Here is a 21,479-nt window from a genome sequence, read left to right on the forward strand (position 1 = left end):
GCAAACTCACAAGCTCAGGGCCTGGCGCTGGGCGGCCAACAACTCGCCAACACCCTTCTCGGCCAAGTCCAGCAAGGCATTCATTTCGGCGCGGGTGAAGGCCACACCTTCGGCCGTGCCTTGCAACTCAACCATGCCGCCAGCGGCGGTCATGACCACATTCATATCGGTGTCGCAGCCGGCGTCTTCGGTGTATTCCAGATCCAGCAAGGGCGTGCCCTCGACGATGCCCACCGAGATCGCGGCCACCGCATCCTTGATCGGGCTCTGGCTGATCTTGCCCTGCGCCAGCAACCAGCTCACCGCATCATGCGCGGCCACATAAGCGCCGGTGATGGCGGCGGTGCGGGTGCCGCCATCGGCCTGCAGCACATCGCAGTCCAGCGCGATGGTGCGCTCGCCCAGCAGCTTCAAATCAAACACACAGCGCAGTGAGCGGCCGATGAGGCGCTGAATCTCCTGCGTGCGACCCGACTGCTTGCCGCGCGCGGCTTCGCGGTCGCTACGGGTGTGGGTGGCGCGCGGCAGCATGCCGTATTCGGCCGTCACCCAGCCCTCGCCCGAGCCGCGTTTGTGCGGCGGCACTTTCTCTTCCACCGAGGCGGTGCACAAGACCTTGGTGCCACCGAACTCGATCAGTACCGAGCCTTCGGCGTGGCAGGTGTAGCGGCGCGTGATGGTGACCGGGCGCAGCGCATTGGCAGCGCGTGCGCCCGAGCGGGCAAATTCAACAGACATGGACAACTCTCTCTTCAGGGTTTCTTGCGGCGCAGACCCGGCATGGCGGATCGCAGGGCCTGGGCGGGCGCGGCGTTGGCCTGTGCTGCTTGGGCAGCCTGGACACTGGCCGCGCTATTGCGGCTGCCAGCCAGCTTGATGGCGTCGTTGATCTCGCGCACCGAGCGCTCGATCTCGGCCTCATCCATCTCGAAGCGGCGCTCGTTACCCAGGTCCAGGCTCTGGATGGTGGAGGAATAGCCCTGGTCGCTCAGGTCCTGGGTGGAATCCACGCCGGCCTCGCCCACACCCTCCCACTCCACCGCCAGCACCGTGACATTGTCGCAGCGCGGGCCGCCGTTGCGCAGGGCCTGTTCCACCAGTTCCGGCACCGCGTCGGTGACCGGGAGGGTCGCCAGCTGGATGGTGATGGTTTCGTCCGACACCGTGCCCCACAAACCATCCGAGCACAGCATCAGGCGGTCACCTGGTTCGAGCTGCATCGGGCCGGAGCAGTCCACCATCGGCCGCCCCGGGCTGCCCAGGCAGGTAAACAAGACATTGCGGTTGAAATTCTCGCCCGCTTGCGGCGAGCGGCCCAAGGCCGCTTGCAGCTCCAAATAGGAATGGTCCCGGGTGCGCGCCACCAAGCGCCCGGCGCGCAGCATATAAAGCCGCGAGTCGCCGCAATGCGCCCAATGCGCTGTGCTGCCTTGCAGAATGCAGGCCACGATGGTGGTGCGCGGGGTATCGCTCAGACCTTTGTCGGCGCTGTAGCGCAGAATTTGCTGATGCGCGATTTGCACCGCGTCTTGCAGGAACTTCTCGGGGTCGGCCAGCATGGGCTTGGCTTCGCGCTGAAACATCGCGGCCAGGGTTTGCAGGGCCAGCTGCGCCGCCACTTCGCCTTCCGGGTGGCCCCCCATGCCATCGGCCAGGGCGAACAAGCCGGCATCACGGGTATAGCAATACCCCATGCGATCTTCGTTCTTCTCGCGCCCGCCGCGTCGGCTCACCTGATAGGTGCTGAACCTCACGCCTTGGCCCCGGTCTTCAAGTTCTCCAGTTGCAACTTGAGGCGCTCGCTGAAGCTGAGCTTGGTGTAGCGCCGCTCGGTTTCACGCGCCAGCTCTTTTTGCAAAGCAAAAACGCTTTGCGGCCGCGCCAGCGGGTCCAGCGACATGCACCATTCGGTGACTTCGATCAGATTGTCGGAATAGACATTGCGCAAGCGCGACAAGCTCAGCGCCAGCCGGTCTTTCTCAAGCCGCTGAGGTGCGTCGTTAGGCGGGTAGCCCTGCATGCAGGCGTAGATGCAAGCGCCAATGGCGTAGATGTCCGTCCACGGCCCCAGGGCGCCGTCGCGCCGATACATCTCGGGCGCGGCAAAACCGGGGGTGTACATGGGGCGGATGAAATTGCCTTCCTTGCTCAGCACCTCGCGCGCAGCGCCGAAGTCCAGCAAGACCGCTTTGTTCTCATTGGTGATGAAGATATTGGCCGGCTTGATGTCCAGGTGCAGCATCTTGTGCTGATGCACGATGCGCAAGCCGCGCAGGATCTCGTCGAACAGGCTGCGGATGGTGGACTCGCGGAAGACCTTGTCGCGTTTCAAGTCACGCGCGGTGACGATGAAATCCTGCAGCGTGTCGCCCTGCAGATAGTTCATCACCATGTAAACGGTTTCGTTCTCGCGCAGGAAGTTCAGCACCGAGACCACGCTGGGGTGCGAGATCTGCGCCAGCGAGCGGCCTTCTTCGAAGAAGCTCTTCAGACCCAGGCGGTAGAGCGGCTGCTTCTCGGGTTTGACGCGCGGCGTCAACTCACCCGGCGAGCGTTCCGCCAAGCTGGAAGGCAGGTATTCCTTCAGGGCCACCAAGTGACGCTCGGGGTCTTCTGCCAAGTAGACGACGCCGAATCCACCGGCAGCCAATCGCTTGATGATCTGGTAGCCCCCCACCACAGTTCCTGCGGGCAGTGGGGCCGGTTTCGGCTTTGACATAATCGACTTTTATTTCCACACCGGACGCTAGATGCCAGTCTACAGCATGACCGGATATGCCAGCGCCAGCTCGCAGTCCAAACCCACGGGTTCGCCCAGTGACAATCAAGCCCCGCAGACCACGGCCAACGCCTCGGTCAGCGTGGAGATTCGCTCTGTCAACGGGCGCTTCCTCGACCTGGGCTTTCGCATGCCCGAGGACTTGCGCGGCCTGGAGCCCGCCCTGCGCGAGCTGCTGACCGCCAAGCTCAAGCGCGGCAAAGTCGAGCTGCGCATCAACACCCAGCGCGAGGGCGACAGCCATTGGCCGCAGCCGCAGCCGGATCAGCTCAACAAGCTCTCGCGCCTGCAAGACACGGTGCAAAGCTGGCTGCCCAAAGCCCAAGCCCTGTCGGTACACGAAGCCTTGCAGTGGTGCAAGGGTGGCGGCAATGCCAGCGAGAAGCTGGACGAACCCGCCATGGAGGCCGCCCGCGCCTGCATTCAAGGCCTGCTGGAAGCCCGCGAGCGCGAAGGCGAAAAGCTGGTGGCAATTCTGTTGGAGCGCATCCAGCATCTGCGCCAACTCGCCGACGCAGCCGAGCCCATGCTGCCCGCCATCGTGCAGCGCCAGCAGCAGCGCTTTTTGGAGCGCTGGCAAGAAGCCCTGGTGACAACCGGCGCCGGCCAGACCATCCCCGAAGAAAACCTGCGTGAGCGCGCCCTCAACGAAGCGGCCGCCTACGCCATCCGTATCGATGTGGCGGAAGAGCTGGCCCGTCTGCGCGCCCACCTCGAAGAAATCGCCCGCCTGCTGAAAAAGGGTGGTGAGATCGGCAAGCGCCTGGACTTCCTGATCCAGGAACTGCACCGCGAAGCCAACACCCTGGGCTCCAAGGCCGCGGCGCTGGAACTGACCAATATCTCCGTGGAGATGAAGGTGGCGGTGGAGCAACTGCGGGAGCAGGTGCAAAACATCGAGTAGGCCTTGATCGTGACGCTGACCGGCTGAGTTTGCGCCGGCCAGCGGCCAGAACAGCATGGCGCCGCAAGCCCAATCCAGCCTGAGGCAAGTCAGGCTGGATTGGGCTTGCGGCGCCATTTTTTTAGACCGGACTGGCCACACTGAGCGGCAAGGGCGGCGTTGCACCCCGCAGGTTCAGCGCCGCCAAGCCGCCTTTCGAGCCCGCGTGAAATGCCGGACCAAGCCGGCATTCATTTCAGGGCACGAAGTCCAGCTCAAAGGCCTGGGGCGCTTGGTCCTTGGCCGCCTGCAGCTGCACCCGAACCCGGATGGGCTTGGCCAGATCGGGCGGCACCAGCCCGGCAAATTGACGCTTGTCGGCGTCGTAATGCAGCCAGGCAGGCAAGTTAGCGCCATCGCTCACTTGCAGCTTTTCAAGGCCGGCGGGTGTCTGCCCCAGCAAGGCGGCCACATCGCTGACAAAGCGCTGCCCGGCTTGCAACTTCACCGACCAGGCGCTTTGCAGGCGGCTGCCGTCTTGCACCAGAGGCTTGGGCGCCAGCTCTTGAGCAGCGTCCGTTTGCGACCATGCCGGGCCACTGAGCGATGCCGACAGCGGACGCGAAGCGCCGATGTGCGTGGCCAGATTGCCCGAGTTCTCGGCCTGCGTCGTGCCACCCACCAAGCGCGCGAACTGCTCCGGCGGCAAGAGCTTGGCCGTAGTCAGGTAGCCCGAGCCTTGGCCCAGCACCTCTTGCGGCGGCAGGCTGGCCAGCGTCACGCCGGTTTGCATGAAGGCGAATGGCAGGCCGCCCAGACGGCTCAGGTCCAGCGCCGGGTTGTCGTCATAAATCAGCCAACGACCCGCAGCAGCCTGAACCGCTTGCGCGCCTGCGCGGTTGCGGAAGGCCTGGGTCGCGGCCAAAACAACCGCCTGTTGCGAGGCCGCTGTGCTGCGCACGGCTGCATCCAGACCCAGATCACCCGCTGCACGGATGTAGACCTCACCACCGGCTTGCACGCCCTTGGTATTGCCCACCTCGGCCACGTTCAGGCTCTGCGCGTTCTCCAGCGCGAAAGCGCCTTCGGTACGTGCGGCCACGCCGGCCAGACGGTTGGCCTGACGCAGTTCCACTGCCTCGGCACCCGTGGCCTGGACGCGCAGCTTGTCTGCATTCAAGACGCCGCCGGTCTGACGGATGCCGCCGCCCTGCACGTCCAGGTTCACAGCACCCTTGCCCGCCAGCAACTGATCGGTCAAGGTCAGGCCACCTGTGGCCTTGATCAACTGATCCTTATTGCCCGCCGCGGTGTTGACCACACCGACCGTCAAGGCCTGCGCGTTCGCGAAAGACAGCGCGCCGTCGGCGAGCACCGCGCTCAGCGTGCCCACGCGGTTGGCTTGCTGCATATCGACATTGCCCGTGCCCTGCACCGCCACATTGAGCTTGCCAGCCTTCACGAGGCCCGCGCTCTGGGTGATGCCGCCAGCGGCACTTTCCAGATTCACCGCGCCGCTGCCGGCGTTGACGGCATCGCTCAGGCTCAGGCGACCGGCGCTGACGATGCGCTGATCTTTGTTGGCCGCCGAGGTGTCGATGGCCGCCAGGTTCAGCTCAGCCGCATTGCGGAAGTTGAGGCTGCCACCCGCCACATTGGCGGCCAGCGTGCCAACGCGGTTGGCCTGCTGCAGATCCGCATCACCGCTGCCTTGCGCGCGCAGGTTCAACTGGCCCGCCTGGAGACTGCCCGCCGTTTGGGCGATGCCGCCAGTGGCGCTTTCCAGGCTGATGCTGCCGCTGCCGGCTTGCAGCTGCTCGGTCAGCGTCAGCTTGCCGCCGGAACGGATGCGCTGCGCCTTATTGCCGGCGGCCGTGTCCACCGCCGCCAGGGTCAGGGCCCCGGCGTTGACGAAGTCCAGCTCGCCCGCATTGACCTTGGCGCTGAGCGTGCCCACGGCATTGGCCTGTTGCAGATCGACATTGCCGCGGCCATCGGCCGTCAGCTTCAGTTGCGCCGCGGACACAATGCCGCCGGTTTGGCTGATACCGCCATTGCTGGCCACCAGCTCAACCGTGCCTTTGCCGGCCTTCAGGCCTTGGGCCAAGGTCAGCGCGCCACTGCTCTGAATGCGTTGGTCCTTATTGGCCGCGCTGGTGTCCAGGCCGGCCAGGCTCACGCCCGCATCGGCACCGACAGTGCGCGCCAGCGCCGCAATCGTCAGGGCTTGGGCATTGTTGAATGCCAGCTTGCCGCCATTGACTTGAGCGGCCAAGTTGGCGACCTGATTGGCCTGCTGCAGCGTCACATCGCCGCTACCTGTGCTCAGGATGCGCAGCTTGTCGGCGCTGATCACGCCAGCGCTTTGCTGAACGCCGCCGTTGGCGACTTCCAGGCTGACCGTGGCGCTACCGGCGCTCAAGCTTTGCGCCAGGTTCAGCTTGCCGGCGCTCTTGATCAATTGCTCGCCATTGCCGGCCGAGGTATCCACACCGGCCACGGCCACGCCAGCGCCCTGACCCACGGTGCGGGTCAAGCTACCCACGCTGAGGGCTTGCGCGTTGTTGAAGGCCAATGTGCCGCCCTGCACCTTGGCGGCCAGCACATTGACGGCATTGGCCTTTTGCAGATCCACCGCACCGCTGCCACCGGCCAGCACGCGCAGGCTGTCGGCGCTGATCACGCCACCGGTCTGCTGGATGCCGCCGTTGGCCGCCTCCAGATTGACCATGGCCGTGCCGGCCGCGAGGCCTTGCTCCAGGCTCAGCTTGCCTGCGCTCTTGATCAATTGTTGCTGGTTGCCTGCGGCGGTGTTGACGCCGGCAATCGTTGCATCGCTGCTCGGCACGCCGAGGCTGCGGCTGACGCTGCCCACCGTCAAGGCAGCGGCGTTATTGAAGGCCAAAGTGCCGTTTTGCACCCGTGCCGCCAACACACCCACCGTATTGGCATTCTGCAGATCCACCGCGCCGCTGCCTTCGGCCAGCACACGCAATTTGTCCGCCTGAATGACGCCGCCGACTTGGGCAATGCCGCCGGTCGCGCTCTCCAGATTCACCACCCCACGGCCTGCCGCCAGGTTCTGGCTCAGCGTCAAAGCGCCGCCGGTCTTGATCAACTGGTCTTTGCCGGTCGCAGCGCTACTGACGCCCACCGTGCTGCCAGCCAGGCCACCCAGAGCCACCGTCACGCTGCCGACTTCCAAAGCGTCCGCGTCGCGGTAGGCGATGCTGCCATCGGCAGCCGAAGCGGCCAGCACGCGCACACGGTTGCTCGCTTGCTGCAGGTCGATGGCACCGCTGCCCGTTGCCAGCACGCGCAGGCGGTCGGCGTTCAGGCTGCCGCCGCTTTGCTGAACACCAGCGGCTGCCTCCAAGCTCAGCACTGCCGAGCCGGCGGTGATGGACTGATCCAGGCCGATGCGGCCTTGCGCCGTGCGCAGGGTGATGTCTTGGTTATTGGTACTGACGCCTTGCAGCGGCGCGCCCGCAAGCGCATTGCCTGCGGCCGTGCCCACGCTGCTGACCTGCAGCGCCGCATTGTTCAGCACATTGACTGTGCCGCCCGCGCTGGCCGCGGCCAGCTTGCCGATGAGGTTGGACGGCGTGGCGCCCGCGCCCAGATCAAGCGTGATGGCGCCACTGGCCTTGGCCGCCAGGCCGCCAGCCTTGACCGCCTGGGTCTGGGTGATGGTGCCGTTCTTAGCTTGCAGCCAAGCATTGCCGCTGACATTGAGGCCGTCCACCTGGCGCCCGCCGATATCGCTGACGCTATCGATGACCAGGCCGTCCTTGGCCACGAAAGTGAAGTCTTTCGCTGCACCGACCATATTCACCGCCAGCACGCCCACCGCGTTGTCATTGCTGAGGTCGGCGTGGTCCTGGGCGGACACCTGCAAACGCCCGGCTGTGATGATGGGGGCCGCGGTTTCGGGGCCATTGGCCACATGCAACTCGTTGATACCACCGGTGGTGGCGCTCAAGCTGACGCCGGCGCTGCCGGCATTGACGCTATTGGCCAGCACCAGATTGCCATTGGCCACGTCAACGCGCACGCCACGGGCAGCGCTGCTCGTGTCAATGCCCGCCAAGGTGCTGCCGGCAGCCGTCGTGCCCACCGCACCGATGGTCAAAGCCTGGCCGTTGAGCAGCTTGAATTCACCGTTAGTGGTGCGAGCAGCAACGGTGCCCACCCGGTTCGGGGCCGCGCCATTGCGCTGCAAGTCCAGGGCGATGTCGCCTTGGGTTTGCAGGCCAAGCTTGCTGGCTTGCACCGCCTCGGTCTGGGTGATGCCGCCGGTCTGGCTCTCCAGCCAGGCCGTGCCGCTGACGCTGACACCGCTGACCGCTGCCACATTGATGGCAGGCGTGGCCGCCACGGTTTCCAGCGTCAGTGCGCCTTGATTCTTGAAGCTCAAGTCCTGGTTGCTGCCGTTGACGCGGGCCGCCAAGCCGCGCACCGTGTTCGCATTCATCAAGCTGCCGCCATTGAGCGCCTGCACCGCCAGTTGATCGGCGCTGACGATGGCGCTGCCGGTCTCATTGACGGCACCGGCCAGCGATTGCAGGCTCACCCGCCCTTGGCCCACTTGAATGGACTGATCCAGGCTCAGATTGCCGGCACTGGTGCTCAGCGTTACGGACTTGTCGTTGATGGTGCTCAGGCCCACGGCCGGGCCATTGGCGACGCCATAGCTGGTCGAGCCCACGCTGCCCACGCTCAGCGCCTGGGCGTTGTTGAAGGCCACCTGCCCGTCCAGGCCATTGCCGGCCAAGGTGCCCACCAAATTGGGGCCGCTGAGCACAAAGTCGCCCTCGCCGATCAGCTGCAGCTTGTCCACGCTCAGCAGGCCGGCACCGGTCGCGCCCTGGTCCACGCGCAGCGAGACCGTGCGCTTGTCGGCATTGGCCACGCCGCTGGCGCCTTGCACCGTCAGCGCGGCATTGACTTGCACCTTGCCGCCGCTGCCCTGCATGGCCAGATTCAGGTTGTCGCGCACGGTGGTGGCCGCGTCCACCGTCAGCGTGCCCTTGCCGGCCACCGGGGTTTCGGCCGCGCCGCCCACGGTGACATGGCTGAAGCCGCCTTGGAAGATGGCATTGCTGCCGCTGAACCAGCTGCTGGACAGGCCCAGGGCGCTGCCCCAGCCATTGCTGTCCGCGCTGCCGAGCAGGATGTCGCGGCTATCGGTCCAAGTGCGCAGGCGAAGCTCACCGCTGCTGGCGGCCTTCAGGCGCGCCGAACTGCTATTGGTGAGGAAGAGGCTATCGGCCACCAGATCAATATTGCCGGTGGCGCTGCCGCCATCCAGGCGGCCCAGCCACATGGCATTGCCTGCGGCGAACACGCCGTAACTGCCCATCTTGCCGCCGGCCACACCGCCGATCAGGATGTTGCCGCTGCCGGACAGCACGCGGGTGTTGAGCGTGTCCAGGCGCACACCGTGGTTCTGGTCGGAGACGTAATCATTGCCGCCACCGCCCTTGCCGATGACGCGGATATTGCCCGCCGCCGTCTGCACCAAAGCGCCTTGAGAAATGATCACGCCGTCATAGCGCGAGCCGGAAGTGACATTGCTGCCGACACCGCTGGCATCGCCTTGAATGCTGATCGCACCATTGCCGCTGGCCAGCAGCGACACCTGCGAAGAGCTGCCTTCGCCGATCAAGACGGCATCTTTATTACCGGCACTGGAGGCTTGATTCACAGCGCCCTGAATGCTCAGGGAAGCGCTGCCACTGTCCAGGGTGCTGAGGCCGAAGATATGCACGCCGGCGCCGCCGGCCAAGCTATCCGGCGCACGCGCGTTCAGGCTGATATTCCCGCCCTTGGAGGCGATTTGGCTGTTGAAGATCTGGATGCCGTCGGTATTGCCATCCGGGTCATTGGCCGTGCCCACGGCCGCGCCATTGGCCGCTGTGCCACTGCCGCCCAGCTGCAAGGCACCGCCATTGGTCTTGAGGGTGGCGTTGTTCAAGTGAATCGCGCCACCGCCAGCCGCATCGGCCTGGTAAGACTTCAGGTTCAGCGTCAGCGCACTAGCGCCGGCATTGGTTTCGCCGTCAATGCTGCGGTTCTTGATCTTGATCGAGCGATCCGAGGTGATGGTCAAGGTGCGCGCCGTGGCGTCCTTGACGCCAATGTCAAAGGTCTCCTGCTTGTAGTCGGCATAACCCGTCACGCCATTGACCGTGCCGCCGGTGACCCGGATATCGGTGGTCGCCGCACCCAGCACCAGCTTGGGCGTGCCCAAGGCGGAGGAAGCGGTCAGCACATCACCGGAAGTGGCGCGCAGATTGACTTCGGCCGCATTCAGCGCCACTTCGGTGGGCCCGGCCAGCACCAGCTTGCCCAGTGGTGCGGCCACCGTGCCCACGCTATCGCCCAGGGTGATGGCGCCCGGCACGGTGCCGGTGGTGTCCAGGGTCAGGCCTTGCGGCACCAGGCTGCCGATGCCGGCGACCACGCCGGACTTGATCTTGCCTTGGAAATCGATCAGGCCGCCCGTGCCCACATAGGTCGAGCCGCTTTGCGCGCCCTGGCTGCTGATGTTCACCCCCAGGGTCGAGGAGGCCAGGGTCACATCCTTGTGAAAGACGACATCGCCCGAAGCGCCGGAGCTCACGCCCAGCAGCTTGGTCGAGATCGGCGCCGAGCTGGCCAGGGTGGTGTCCTTGTAGAAGTGCACATTGCCGCCATTGGTCGCCAGCTGGCCGGCCAGATTGACACTGCCGCCGCCCACCGTGCTGCAAGCCCCAGTGGCGCTGCCGCAGAAGTCGATATTGAGCTTGCCGACCAGGGAGGAAATGGCTTTGCCGCTGGCCAGGCTAACGACGCCATCGGCCTTGAACTGCAGCGTGGCGTCGCCACCGGCGGTCTTGGACAGGTCGTCGTTGATGTTGATGGTGTTGTCGGCCTGCACCAGCACATTGCCGCCCGCATTGAGCTGGCCTTCATAGACCGCCTTGTTGCTGGAGTCGATGGTCAGCGATGCCGGATCCAGCAGCCAAGTGCCGCCGGCACCGGTCTGCACCCGGCCGCCCACATCGAGCTGGCCACGGCTGGAGGTTTCGATGAAGCCGCCCTTGGCGCCGCCCGCCCCCTTGGCGCTGATCTGTCCGGCCAAGCTGCTGCGCTCGGCGGACCACACCACCACTTGGCCGCCCTGCCCGCTGCTCAGTGCATCGGCCGCCACCACACTGTTCGTACTCAAACCAATCGTGCCGGCTTCGCGCACGCTGGCGTCTTTGCCCTGCACACCGCCGCCGAGCAGCACCGTACCGCCGCCCTGCTGGCCGGAGGCATCCACACGCCCGTCCACCGCCACTTGCGCCGCCGTGGCGACGATCTTGCCGCCGCTCAGGCCGGCGCCGCCCTGGGCGAGGGTCTGGCCTTGCAGCTCAACGCGACCGCGGCCGCCGTCCAGCCAAATCTCACCATTGCGCTGCTGCAGGCTGTCTGCCCGCACCGTGCCGCTTTGATTGATCGCCGCAGCCAGTCCGGGTGCTGCCGCCTGCGCGCTCATCAGCACGCGGCCGCCGTCGGCCAAGATAGCACCGCTGTTGTCAATGCGGGCGCGCGTCGACGCATCCATTTGCACCGACACCAAGCCCTGGGCATCCAGCTGCAATTTGGCGCCGCTGCCGGCCAGCAAGCCGACTTGGCCCTGCGCTGCCTCGATGCGGCCGCTGTTCTCGATCTCCGGGGCGACCAGCACCACATAGCGGCCCTGGATCTGGCCTTCATTGCGGATCAGGCCGGCCTGTGCGGCATCGATGGCGCTGCCACCGAACTGGTAATTGCCAATCAGGAAGTCTTTGTCCGCCATCGGCAGCGAGGACACCATCAAGCCGCCAACATCGACCCGCGCCGTGTTGCCAAAGACCACGCCTTGCGGATTGATCAGAAAGACCTGCCCATTGCTGCTGAGCTTGCCCATGATTTGCGAGGCATCGCCCGCCAGAACGCGGTTCAGCGCCACCGAGGCATTGCCCGGCTGCTGGAACACCACGGCGGCCTGGCTGCCCACATTGAAGCTCTGCCAGTTCGTGATCAGCTTGGGGCTGTTTTGCTGCACCAGCATTTGCTGGCCGGTTTGCGTGATCAGCGCTTGGCCGGCAACCACCTGGCCACCCACAGGCAAGGCGTTAGGTGCCGGCGGTGCGGCCTGGGCCGACAGCAGCCACAGCGGCTGGAAAGCCAGGGACACGGCCACCGACAAGCTGCTCAGCGGATGGGGGAAATAGGCCAGCGCCTTGCGGCAGGCCATTTGCGTGGGGTGAGAATTCTTGCTCATTGTTCTTGTCTCGCGCGAAGCTGCTTCAGAAGGCGATGTTGCCGATGACCCAGATGCGGCTGTTCTTGGACTGACCATCGCTGTCTGTGTTCGCTGCCGTGGGATTGGGGTTGCTGCCCAGCTTGTTGGCATAGACCAGCCTGACGCTGCCTTGATCCAAATAGCTGACTTGAGCGCCAAAGCCTGCGCCATTGAGGGTGAAGTAATTGGGGCGGCCTGCGGGCAGCGCGTTCTGCCAGAGATCCTTGTACTGGCGTAGGCCGCCCGCATCGTAGAAGGCGAACAGCTGCATCTGGCCTTGAGGCAGGGGGAAGCTGTAGCGCAACTCGGCCGTGCCCAACCAGCCCTCGTCGCCCAAGCCCTCACCCACAGGGTAGGCGCGCACGCCGGTCGGGCCGCCGAGCTGGAACTTCTCGGCGCCGTCGAGATTGCGGCTCGCCAATTGCGCAGACAAGCTGGCGTAGAAAGACCAGGCCGGATCCGCCGCCAAGCGGGCCAGGCGGCTGAAGCCCGCATTGAGCTTGCCGAAGGAGCCGATGCTGCGCGCGGTCTGGCGGTCCATCGCGGCCAGATCCGAGCCCTCAGGCACGCTCAAACGTCCCAGCGAGGCCGTGCCATTCCAGGCCCACTGGGCGCCGCTGCCATCCAAGGCATCGCCCATCCATGTCAGGCTGCCCACGTCGAGCGAGCGTGTCTGGCGCAGCGTGCCGACCACGCTGTTGTCGAGCCGCTTGATGTCCAGATTGGCCAGCAGCGTGCTGTTGCGGCGCACCGAGCGCTCTAAGGGCTGGCTGCCGAACAGCGAGAAGATGGTGCTGCGGCTGTTCAGGTCCAGGGCCGTCACGTCCTGGCCCAGGTTCATGCGCATATTCGACCAAGAGGCACCGAGCTTGCCGCCTTGCGGGCCCACCAGCAGCTGCGAGGCCAGCTTGACGCTGTCCATGCCCGAGGAATGGCTCAAATTCAGGCTGTACTGTTCGCCCAGCCCGGCCGGGCTGTTCAGGTTGACCAGGGCATTGCTGCGGCCGGTGCCGACGTACGGGCTGCCATGGTTGTCCGCCCATACCGAGCCACTGACCAATCGTGCCTCTTCCACCGTGGCCACGGCCTGTGTGCTGCCGGGCTGCTCGCCCGGGCTCAAAGCGGCGCGTGCGGACTTGATGCCCGGCACCTCGGCCGCCAGGCGCAGGGCGCGGTCCAGCTCCAGCGTGTTCAGCGGTTCACCTGGGCGCACCGCCGGCGCCAGCAGCTCTTCAATCACCTTGGCCTGCACACGCTCGCCAGCACCCTCGATCTTGAGCCCGCGCTGGCCCGGCGTGGCATCCACCAGGCCTTGCTGCACGGCAATCGTGACCTCGCCGCTGTCGATGCGCTGCGGCGGCAAATAGGCTTGGGCCAGGCCATAGCCCTTTTCTTGCAGCAGGCCGGCCACGGCTGCCGTGGCTTGGTCCAGTTGCTGCAGGGTCAGGGCGCGTTCGGCAAAAGGCTCCAGCTTGGCTTGAATCTCGGCGGCCGCGACTTGCACCACGCCGTCCACCTTGAAAGTCTTGACGAAAACGCGTGGCTCGGCTTGTTGCGGCGGCGCCTCGGGAGCGGCGGGCGCTTGCGCGAGCCGGGTCGATGAAGGCGCTGGCGACAGGCCTTGAATGGCGATGGCCACTTGACCGCCCTGCACCTGCGCCGTCGAGACTCGCACCTCGGCCTGCGGGTGGCCGTTTTCACGCAGGTACTGCGCCACCGCATGCACGGCGGACTCGTACTCCGCAAAGCTCAGCTCACGCCCGGCCCAGGGCGCCAGCACCTTGTTCAGCTCCGTGCTGGAAACGCCCGAATCCCCCTCAAAGCGCAACTCACCCAGGGACATGCGCAGGCCACTCAGCCCCGTTTGCACACGCGGCTGATTGGCGCGGATCACGGTCTTGGCGGCCGGGCGCGGCAGAGCCGGGCGCTCATCGGCGCGGCGCAAGCTCTCTGCCACCACGCCCACATCCGGACGCTCCCCTTCCGGATTGGCTGCCGGCGCCAGCACCGGTGCAAACATCAGCAAGGCGCAAGTCAGCTTGGCCTGCGAGTTAGCTTGTACTCCCGTTGGACGGTTCATTGTTTTCATAGTTTTTAGGGTCAAAAGCGCTTATCTATGTCAGGCTCAGCTGCGCGGGGCGCCGAACTGGATCTGGCAACGCTGGCCAGGAGGAATCAGATGATTGGGATTGGCGAGCTTCAGGCGCACGCGAAAGGTGTTGCTGGCGGCATCAATGACCCGGTCCACCTGGGTCGCTTGAGCGCGTACACGCCCACCGGCGAGCAGCAGCTGCACATCGTAGCTTTGGCCGACCTGGATACGGCCAAAACGGCTCGCCGGCACCACGGCTTCCACATGCAAGGGATCAATCTGGGCGATGCGGAAAATCCGCTCTTGTTTGACCAAATCGCCACGGTTGCGCAGGCGGTCCACGATGACGCCGTTGATGGGGCTGACCACCGCGCGCAGCTTGAGCTGCTCTTGGCGTTCTTTGAGTTCCAGCTCGGCGATTTGCAACTCGGTGCTGAGCTCATCGAGCTCATGCTGAGAGATCAGCTCCTTGCGATGCAATTCCTCGTTACGGGCGCGCTTGCGGGCGCCAAACTCGGCCTTGGCCGCTTGCAAATCGGCGGCCGCCTGCTCCACGCCGGAGCTCAAGCGCGCCAAGACCTGGCCGACACGAACCATATCGCCGCGGTCGGCATAAATGCCCTCCAGCACCCCATCGACCGGCGTGCCCACATTGACCTCTTGCGAGGGCTCGATCAGGCACAAGGTCTCTGCAATAGGCATAGGCGCTGCAACCCCGGCCGCATTCAGCCGGGCCAGATCCGCCGGGCTCAACATCGGCTGCGCCTGCGAATCCGGCGTAGGTCCAAAAGACAAACCCACAGCCAGTGCCAGCAGCGCCAGGCTGCGCGAAAGCACTTGAGCGCCCGGCAAAGCTGGTGCCAGCGCACTGGCGGAAGCATGACCCTGAGGGGTCGGCAAATTCATCATCACTACTCCATTTGTCCACTGAACGACAGCGACTGCCGGGTCTGGAAGTCGGTCTTCAAAAGATTGCGCCGCACGCGGCCATGTTCACGTTCCTTGCGCGCCTGGGCGCGGCGATACAGCCACAAGCCAAGGCGCTGCGCCTGGCGCTGACCCGGGTGCTTCAAAAGCACCTGGCGCAGCGTGTCCAGCAAGCGGCTGGGGCGCTGCGCCAGCAACTCATCGTCCAAGCTGAGCAAGGCCTCCCAGCTGCCGGGATCGCCCTGGCGGGCACAGCGACCGATCAGCTGGCGATCAACGCGGGCATTGTCATGACGCTCAGTCAGGATGGTGTGCAAGCCACCCGCTGCGCGTGCGGCTTCGCTGAGCGGCACATCCGTGCCGCGCCCGGCCATATTGGTGGCAATGGTGATGCGCCCGGCCTGGCCGGCAGCCTCGACGATGGCGGCCTCGTCGGCATCCTGTTTGGCATTGAGCACCACATGCGGCAGACCATGCGCATGCAAAACGGCGCTGAGTGCCTCCGAGGCAGCGATCGAGCGTGTGCCCACCAGTACCGGCTGACCCAGCGCCAGGCGCCGCCGCAGCGCTTGCGCCACGGCTTCCCACTTCAGCGCCATCGTCGCCAACAGCTGCTCGCCTTGCGCCTGGCGCAAAGAGGGCTTGCGTGGCGGCACCCGGGTGACGGCCGGGCCGAACACCGCTTCGATCTCGGCCGCCACTTCGCGGCATGTGCCGGTCATGCCGGCCAAACGCAGATAGCGGCGGAAGAAGAGCTGATAGCTGATGCGCGCCAGGGTCTCGCGCGCGGCAGACTGGTCCACGCCTTCCTTGACCTCCACCATCTGATGCAGGCCGCGCTCCCAGGAGCGATCCGCCATCACCCGGCCGGTGTTCTCGTCAACGATCTGCACCTTGCCCTCATGCACGATGTAATGCACATCGCGTTGATAGACATGCAGCGCGGTGAGCGCTTGCAGCACCGCCTCTTCGCTGCGCAGCGGCGCATGCCAGACCGGCGGCAAGACCGGCAGGCAGGCGCGCAAGTGATCGCGACCGGCCGGCGTCAAGCGGACCTGCCCGGCCTCCAAAAACGCATGCTCAGGCAGGCGCAGCTGTTCGGCCAGCGCCATGGCCTGAATGGCATAGGCCTGAGCGGCAGGGTCGGCACGCTGGGCCGACAGAATCAGCGGCGTGCGCGCCTCGTCGATGAAGATGCTGTCCGCCTCGTCGACGATGGCGAAGTGCAGGCCGCGCAAGGTGGTGGGGCGCTGGCCTTGCAGGTTCAGCATGCGCGCCAGCGCCATGGGCAGAGCCTGCATGCGCTCTTCCAGATGCTGGCGGTCGCGCAAATAGTCGAACACCACGGTCTTGTTGCTGCAGTAGACGATGTCGGCGCGGTAGGCGAGGCGGCGTGCGGACTCGTCCATGGCCTCCAGCACCACATCGCTGCTCAAGCCCAAGGCCTCGTACAGCGGGCGCAAACTGTCACGGTCGCGCTCGGCCAGGTAGTCGTTCACCGTGATCACATGCACCGCCAAGCCACCCAAGGCGGCGGCTGCGGCGGCCAGGCTGGCGGTGAGCGTCTTGCCCTCACCCGTGTCCATCTCCAGCACGCGGGCGCGCAGCATGACGTAAGCGCCCTTGAGCTGGGTGTCGAAATGCGCCAGGCCCAGGCTGCGCTGGGACTGCAGGCGAATCAGCGCAAACGCCTTGGCGCACAGCGCCGGCGTAAAGCCTTGGCGCCCCAGGGCCAGGCGCAACTCCGCGATCTGTGCGCGCCAAGCTTCAGCGGGCAGTCCTTCGAGTTCTGCCGAGGCGCGATGAACGGCGGCAACAAAACGGTTCAAGCTGCGTGCCGACAACTGATCGCGGCGCAGCAGATGTCGGGCGCACCAGTCGGCCGTACGGTCCCAGACGGAGATCTCACCCCAGTCGCGGCGCTGTGCATAAGGATCGGCCCGGAAGCCGAGCGCAAAAGGCTGGGTGCGCTGCATCAGGTGGCGAAACTACGAAGGAAGAGTTGACGCAGCGGGCGGTACCACTGACGCGCCAGCGGCTCATGCGGATGCACGAACTGCACATGCACGCGCTGCCCCACCGCACTGGGCAATTCATTGCCCAGCAAGCGCAATTCAAACTGGAACAGGCTGTTCAAGGTTTGCGGGCCCTGGCCCGCCTGATCCTTGGCCGGGTCAAGACCAATGCTGCCGCCGCCCTGCAAAGCCAGGGCCATGCTGGGCAGCTGGTTGGTGGCCGCAGGGACCTCGCGGTCCAGGCTGGCGGCCAATAAACGGCCGACATTCTCAACACTGCGCAGCTCCACGCGGCTGGTGCGGGTGCGCACCTGATCCACATCGCCCTGCCCCACCACGGCCAGCAAGCTGAAGCTGCGCGGCTGCAGCACATAGGCGAGTTGCTCGCCCCGCTCAAAGAAGCGGCCTGGATAGTCCTGCGGCGAAGCCATCACAAACTGCCCGGCCACCGGGCTGGTAATGGCCAGCTGCTCGCGGCGCTGGCGCAAATCAGCCAGGCGCTGGCGCACATGGCGCAACTCGGCTTCTTGCACCTGGGCTTGCAGGCGATCCATGGCCTGCGCCTGGGCCAGGCGGGCCTCGATCTCCCGGCGCTTGGCATCGGCCTGCGCCAGCTGTGCGTCCAACTCAGGATCACTGCAGCCCAGCAGCGCCTGCCCGGCAGCCACCTGGGCGCCGGGCGCCACCAAAAGCTCGGTGCCAAAACATGCATGGCTGGCGCGGGCGCGGGATTGCTCGGGCATCCAGATCACGCCCTCGGTATTGGTCCATGACGGCACGGGCACCAGGAAAACGATCGCCGCCAAGCCGGAAGTCAAACCCAGGCTCAGCGTCCAGGCCCAGCCGCGCCGCCCGTCCAAGGAAGGATGGGCCCAGAGGTATTTGAGGTGCTTGACCAGCGGTGCGCCCACCGTGCCCCAGGCCGACCAAATCGCCAGCAGCACGCCGATAAAAAAGAACTGCTGGGCCACCATCAGCACAATGGCCACGGCCACCGTCATGCGGTAGACGAAAGAGCCCAGGCAATAGCTCAGCAACCAAGGCGCCTCGCGCTGCGTCAGCGGGGGATGGAACTGGGTGGCGGGTTGATCCGCACCGATGCGGAACAAGTGGCGCTTGATCAAATGGCCGAGGTATTGATTGGCGCGCTGGCCGAGGTTGGGGATCTCCAACCAGTCCGCCAGCACGTAATAGCCGTCAAAGCGCAGCAAGGGATTGGCGTTGAAGATCACCGTGCTGACGCCGGCGGCCACCAACACCTGATGCAAAAAGGCTTTGCCCACACCCGGTTGCGCCTGCGCCCACAGCCACAAGGCCAGCGAGGCCACCGCCATTTCGGCCATCATGCCGGCCAAGCCCACGATCATGCGCTGGCGCTTGGACACCAAGGCCGTCGACTGGCTGGCGTCCACATAGGGCACAGGCACGGCCACCAGAAACATCAGCCCCATTTCATGGCAACTGTTGCCGAAGAGCTTGAGCGCCAGGCCATGACCCAGCTCGTGAATGATCTTCAGCACCGGGAAGGCCACGGCCAGCAGCAATATGTTTTCGCTGGTGAAGATGCGGGTGCTGATGTCGGCACTGAGTTCTTCCCAGTGCAAGGCCGCGCCCACCAGGCCCGAGCCCACCAGGGCCAACCACGCCAGGCCCAGCCAGGGCAGCAGCCCGGCCGGCAGGCAGCGGGCCACGGCACTCAAGAAACGATCCGGATCCCAGAGCGGCAATTTCAGCGAGAGCGGATTGCCCAGGTATTGCTTCAGCCGCGCCCAGCCGAGCTTGCGCCGGCGCGTGTCCAAATCCTCCAAATCGGGCTTGCGCTCGCTCAGCAGCACATTGGCCTGATGCAGCTGGGTCAAGAGCTGCAGGACTTCGTCTTGCGTCGGCGCCGCATCCCCCAGGTTCTCGCAGCACAGCGCCCAGATCTGCGCCAGGGTGCGCTGCCCGTCCATCAGCGCAACAATTCGATGCGCCTCGGGGTTGAGGCGCATGAAGCGCCCGCTGGCCTGGTCTTGCAGCACATACCAGCGCTTGCCGCGGTAGTGATGCCGGGTCAGACGGGCATGGCCGCGCAGCTGCGGCCGCATCTCGGCCACGCGATACCAGGCGGATGAAAACAGGCTTGAGCTCATGCTTTGCTCACAGGCCCAACCATTGCCACAGCTTCAGACGTAACCAGTCCGACATGCGGTGGGTCCAAATCCAAACCAAACGGCGCTCACCCATATCGATCTTGCCCAAGCCTTCCATGCCGGGCCGCAGCTGGGCTTGGCGCACCGCTTCGGGCGGCAAGTCCAGCACGGCTTCGACGCGGAACTGGTTATGGCCGTCCTTGGCCTGGGCAACCGGCGTCAGCAAGCGCACGGTGAAGGGGTAGGTGCGGCCGGGCATGGCGGTCAGCATCAACTCGCCCCGCTGCCCCACAGCGACCAAGTCCACATCGGCCTCATCCACCAGCAAGATCACGCGGTAGGCGTCCAGCGGCGAGATCTCGAACAGGCTTTGCCCTTTCTTCAGCGCCGCACCCAGGCTTTGCGAAAGGTCGCCGCTGACCACCAAGCCGTCCAGCGGCGCGCGAATGGCGCTGCGTGCGGCCATGGCCTCGGACAAGCGGCGCTGCGCAGCGGCCTGAGCAATCTGCGCCATCGAAATTTGAATCTGCGCCAGGCTGTGCTGCGCCTGCGCCTCTTGCGCCTGCTTGGCGTACTGGGTTTGCTGGCTGCTCCACTTCTCAGCCTCCAGGCGCATATCGCGATCATCCAGCGAGGCCATCACCTGGCCCTGCCGCACCACATCACCGGCACGCACCAGGGAGCTGGCCACAAAACCGTCAAAGGGCGCGGCCACCACGCGGCGGACTTGCCCTTCCAGCGCCGCATGGGACGCCACGCGGAAAGGACCGGTGGCCGTGGCGAGGAACAGCGCCGCCACCGCCAAGCCCAAAGCACCCAGCTTGCGCAAGGCATGGCGCGGGCCAAACAGGGCACGCGCCTGCGACTCGATGCCATCGCGCCAGCGCAAATACCAGGCGCGCCGGGCATGGCGCTTTTCCAGCAAGAGCCGGCCCAGCAAAGGCGGCAGGCCCTCGGCCATTTGCAAACTCAGGGGATCGGGCGTCTTGCCCGCCCATTCAAACAAGATCACGCCATAAGCGTGACGGCCCAACTCGGCTTCCTTGGGCTGGAAAAAGGGCACCGACAGCAGCGTGTCCGTGCCGAAACCGCGGCCCAGTTGTTGATGCTCGCGGTGCACAACGGCGGTGGCTTGATCCGGCGCGGCTTGAGAAATAGGGTCGCTTTGGCCCACCTGCTCGCCACGCCAGAGAACCGGGCAGGCTTGATCGCAAGCCTCATCCATGGCGGCCTCAATGGCATGGGCCAGGTCCAGCCGGCGGGAAAAGTCCGCCGCGTTGGACAGGGCTTGCAGACGCACGCGTCGGCCGTTGCCAAAGCCGATGGAGACGCGGTCGCAGCCCAGGCGCTGCGCGGCTTCGTTCACGGCGGTGTTGCAGGCGGCCTGGGGGTCGCTGCAACTCAGCACCGCCACCAGCAACTCCAGGGCCAGCAGCATGCGCTCGCGCAAGGCGTCCTGCTCGTGCTCGCCAAGGTCTGCACGTTCGCCAGATCCTGCAAGCCCCTGACCCTGACCCAATAGCCAGCCAAAGCCCCAGCGCAACCAGTCTTGCGCATGACGCGGCACCTGCCCGGCCGGGAAGACCAAGCCAACCACGCCGTGCAAGACCGGCACAGCGGCGCCCGGCTCTCGCGCCTGCACGCCCACTTGATCCAGCAGCGGCATGGCCAACATGCCTTGACGATTCAGCGGCATGCGAACGGCCAGGGCCTCTTCGCACAAACTGGTCAGCGCCGGGCTGGGGGCTTGTTGCAAAGGCCACAGCGCGGCGGGCTGCAGCTCACCCGGGTTCGCGTCCAGATGGCGCCCGTCGAGCACCAGCACGGCCTCGCTGACACCCGGCTGCAGGCCTTGCACCAGGGTGTGGAGCCAGGCCGCGTGAAAGGCCTGGCGATCGCCCGCACGAGGGCCGTCCAGCAGCAATTGCCAGACCGGTGCGGCGACGAAGGAAGAGGACGCGAGCATGAAGACCGTCAGAAAAGAAAGGGAAATCGGCCGCCGCGGGCGCTCGCCTGCGCGAGTGCCCTTGGGCTAGCCATCTGCGTCTTCAGAGCTTGAGTTCGCCGTAGCGGGTTTCGTATTCGCGCAAGCCCAGCTCCAGCAAGGTCATCAGGCGCTTGGCGGCATAGGGGTTCAGCACGATGCGGTTGGACAAAGCGACCTTGACCTCGGACTGCTGCGTCTGCCAGGCTTGATTGGCCCCGAACAGCAGCATGATTTCTTCGCGCGTGCCCAGCACATTGCAGACATTGGCGTAGGTGGTCTCCATCTTGGAATCGTCCCAGGTGATTTGGGGCATGGCTTCGACGGGAGATTTGTTCTCGTTACTCATC

The 21,479-nt window shown here is 65.5% G+C and carries 11 protein-coding genes; 1 reads left to right on the forward strand and 10 read right to left on the reverse strand.

Going from position 1 to position 21,479, the window contains the following annotated elements:
* Positions 1-6: 6 nt before the first annotated feature.
* Genes rph through AT984_RS10700 form a run of 3 tightly spaced genes read right to left on the reverse strand, consistent with a single transcriptional unit; the run spans position 7 to position 2,719 of the window.
* Positions 7-738, reverse strand: a complete 732-nt coding sequence (rph, locus tag AT984_RS10690) for a ribonuclease PH (RefSeq protein WP_058720079.1) — start codon at positions 736-738, stop codon at positions 7-9.
* Between the two features lie 14 nt (positions 739-752).
* On the reverse strand, positions 753-1,754 hold the full coding sequence (locus AT984_RS10695) for a PP2C family protein-serine/threonine phosphatase (RefSeq protein ID WP_082679945.1): 1,002 nt from the start codon (positions 1,752-1,754) through the stop codon (positions 753-755).
* Positions 1,751-2,719 (reverse strand): serine/threonine protein kinase, encoded by a 969-nt coding sequence (locus tag AT984_RS10700; protein ID WP_058720080.1) that lies wholly within the window; start codon positions 2,717-2,719, stop codon positions 1,751-1,753. The genes AT984_RS10695 and AT984_RS10700 overlap by 4 nt, the downstream gene beginning before the upstream one ends.
* A gap of 46 nt (positions 2,720-2,765) precedes the next feature.
* On the opposite strand from AT984_RS10700, the gene AT984_RS10705 reads away from it, so the two are divergent.
* Positions 2,766-3,683 (forward strand): YicC/YloC family endoribonuclease, encoded by a 918-nt coding sequence (locus tag AT984_RS10705; protein WP_335338590.1) that lies wholly within the window; start codon positions 2,766-2,768, stop codon positions 3,681-3,683.
* 235 nt (positions 3,684-3,918) lie between these two features.
* Here the strand turns inward: AT984_RS10705 and AT984_RS10710 are convergent, their stop codons facing one another.
* The 7 genes from AT984_RS10710 to AT984_RS10740 all read right to left on the reverse strand — a co-directional run bounded on the left by AT984_RS10710 (position 3,919) and on the right by AT984_RS10740 (position 21,478).
* Entirely contained in the window at positions 3,919-11,958 is an 8,040-nt protein-coding gene (locus tag AT984_RS10710) for a two-partner secretion domain-containing protein (protein WP_058720082.1), read from the reverse strand.
* A gap of 25 nt (positions 11,959-11,983) precedes the next feature.
* Positions 11,984-14,059: a POTRA domain-containing protein gene (locus AT984_RS10715; RefSeq protein WP_197418300.1), complete on the reverse strand. Its 2,076-nt coding sequence runs from the start codon at positions 14,057-14,059 to the stop codon at positions 11,984-11,986.
* A gap of 45 nt (positions 14,060-14,104) precedes the next feature.
* Positions 14,105-14,977: an efflux RND transporter periplasmic adaptor subunit gene (locus AT984_RS10720; protein WP_197418301.1), complete on the reverse strand. Its 873-nt coding sequence runs from the start codon at positions 14,975-14,977 to the stop codon at positions 14,105-14,107.
* Positions 14,978-14,982: 5 nt separating this feature from the next.
* Positions 14,983-16,974, reverse strand: a complete 1,992-nt coding sequence (locus AT984_RS10725) for a preprotein translocase subunit SecA (RefSeq protein ID WP_058720085.1) — start codon at positions 16,972-16,974, stop codon at positions 14,983-14,985.
* A complete protein-coding gene (locus AT984_RS10730) occupies positions 16,974-19,145 on the reverse strand; it encodes a PqqD family peptide modification chaperone (RefSeq protein ID WP_058720086.1) in 2,172 nt (723 codons plus the stop codon). Before AT984_RS10730 ends, AT984_RS10725 begins: the two co-directional genes overlap by 1 nt.
* Positions 19,146-19,152: 7 nt before the next feature.
* Entirely contained in the window at positions 19,153-21,111 is a 1,959-nt protein-coding gene (locus AT984_RS10735) for an efflux RND transporter periplasmic adaptor subunit (protein WP_058720087.1), read from the reverse strand.
* Between the two features lie 82 nt (positions 21,112-21,193).
* Positions 21,194-21,478 (reverse strand): DUF3467 domain-containing protein, encoded by a 285-nt coding sequence (locus AT984_RS10740; RefSeq protein ID WP_058720088.1) that lies wholly within the window; start codon positions 21,476-21,478, stop codon positions 21,194-21,196.
* Position 21,479 lies beyond the last annotated feature (1 nt).

The organism is Paucibacter sp. KCTC 42545 (assembly GCF_001477625.1).
GTDB lineage: Bacteria > Pseudomonadota > Gammaproteobacteria > Burkholderiales > Burkholderiaceae_C > Paucibacter_A.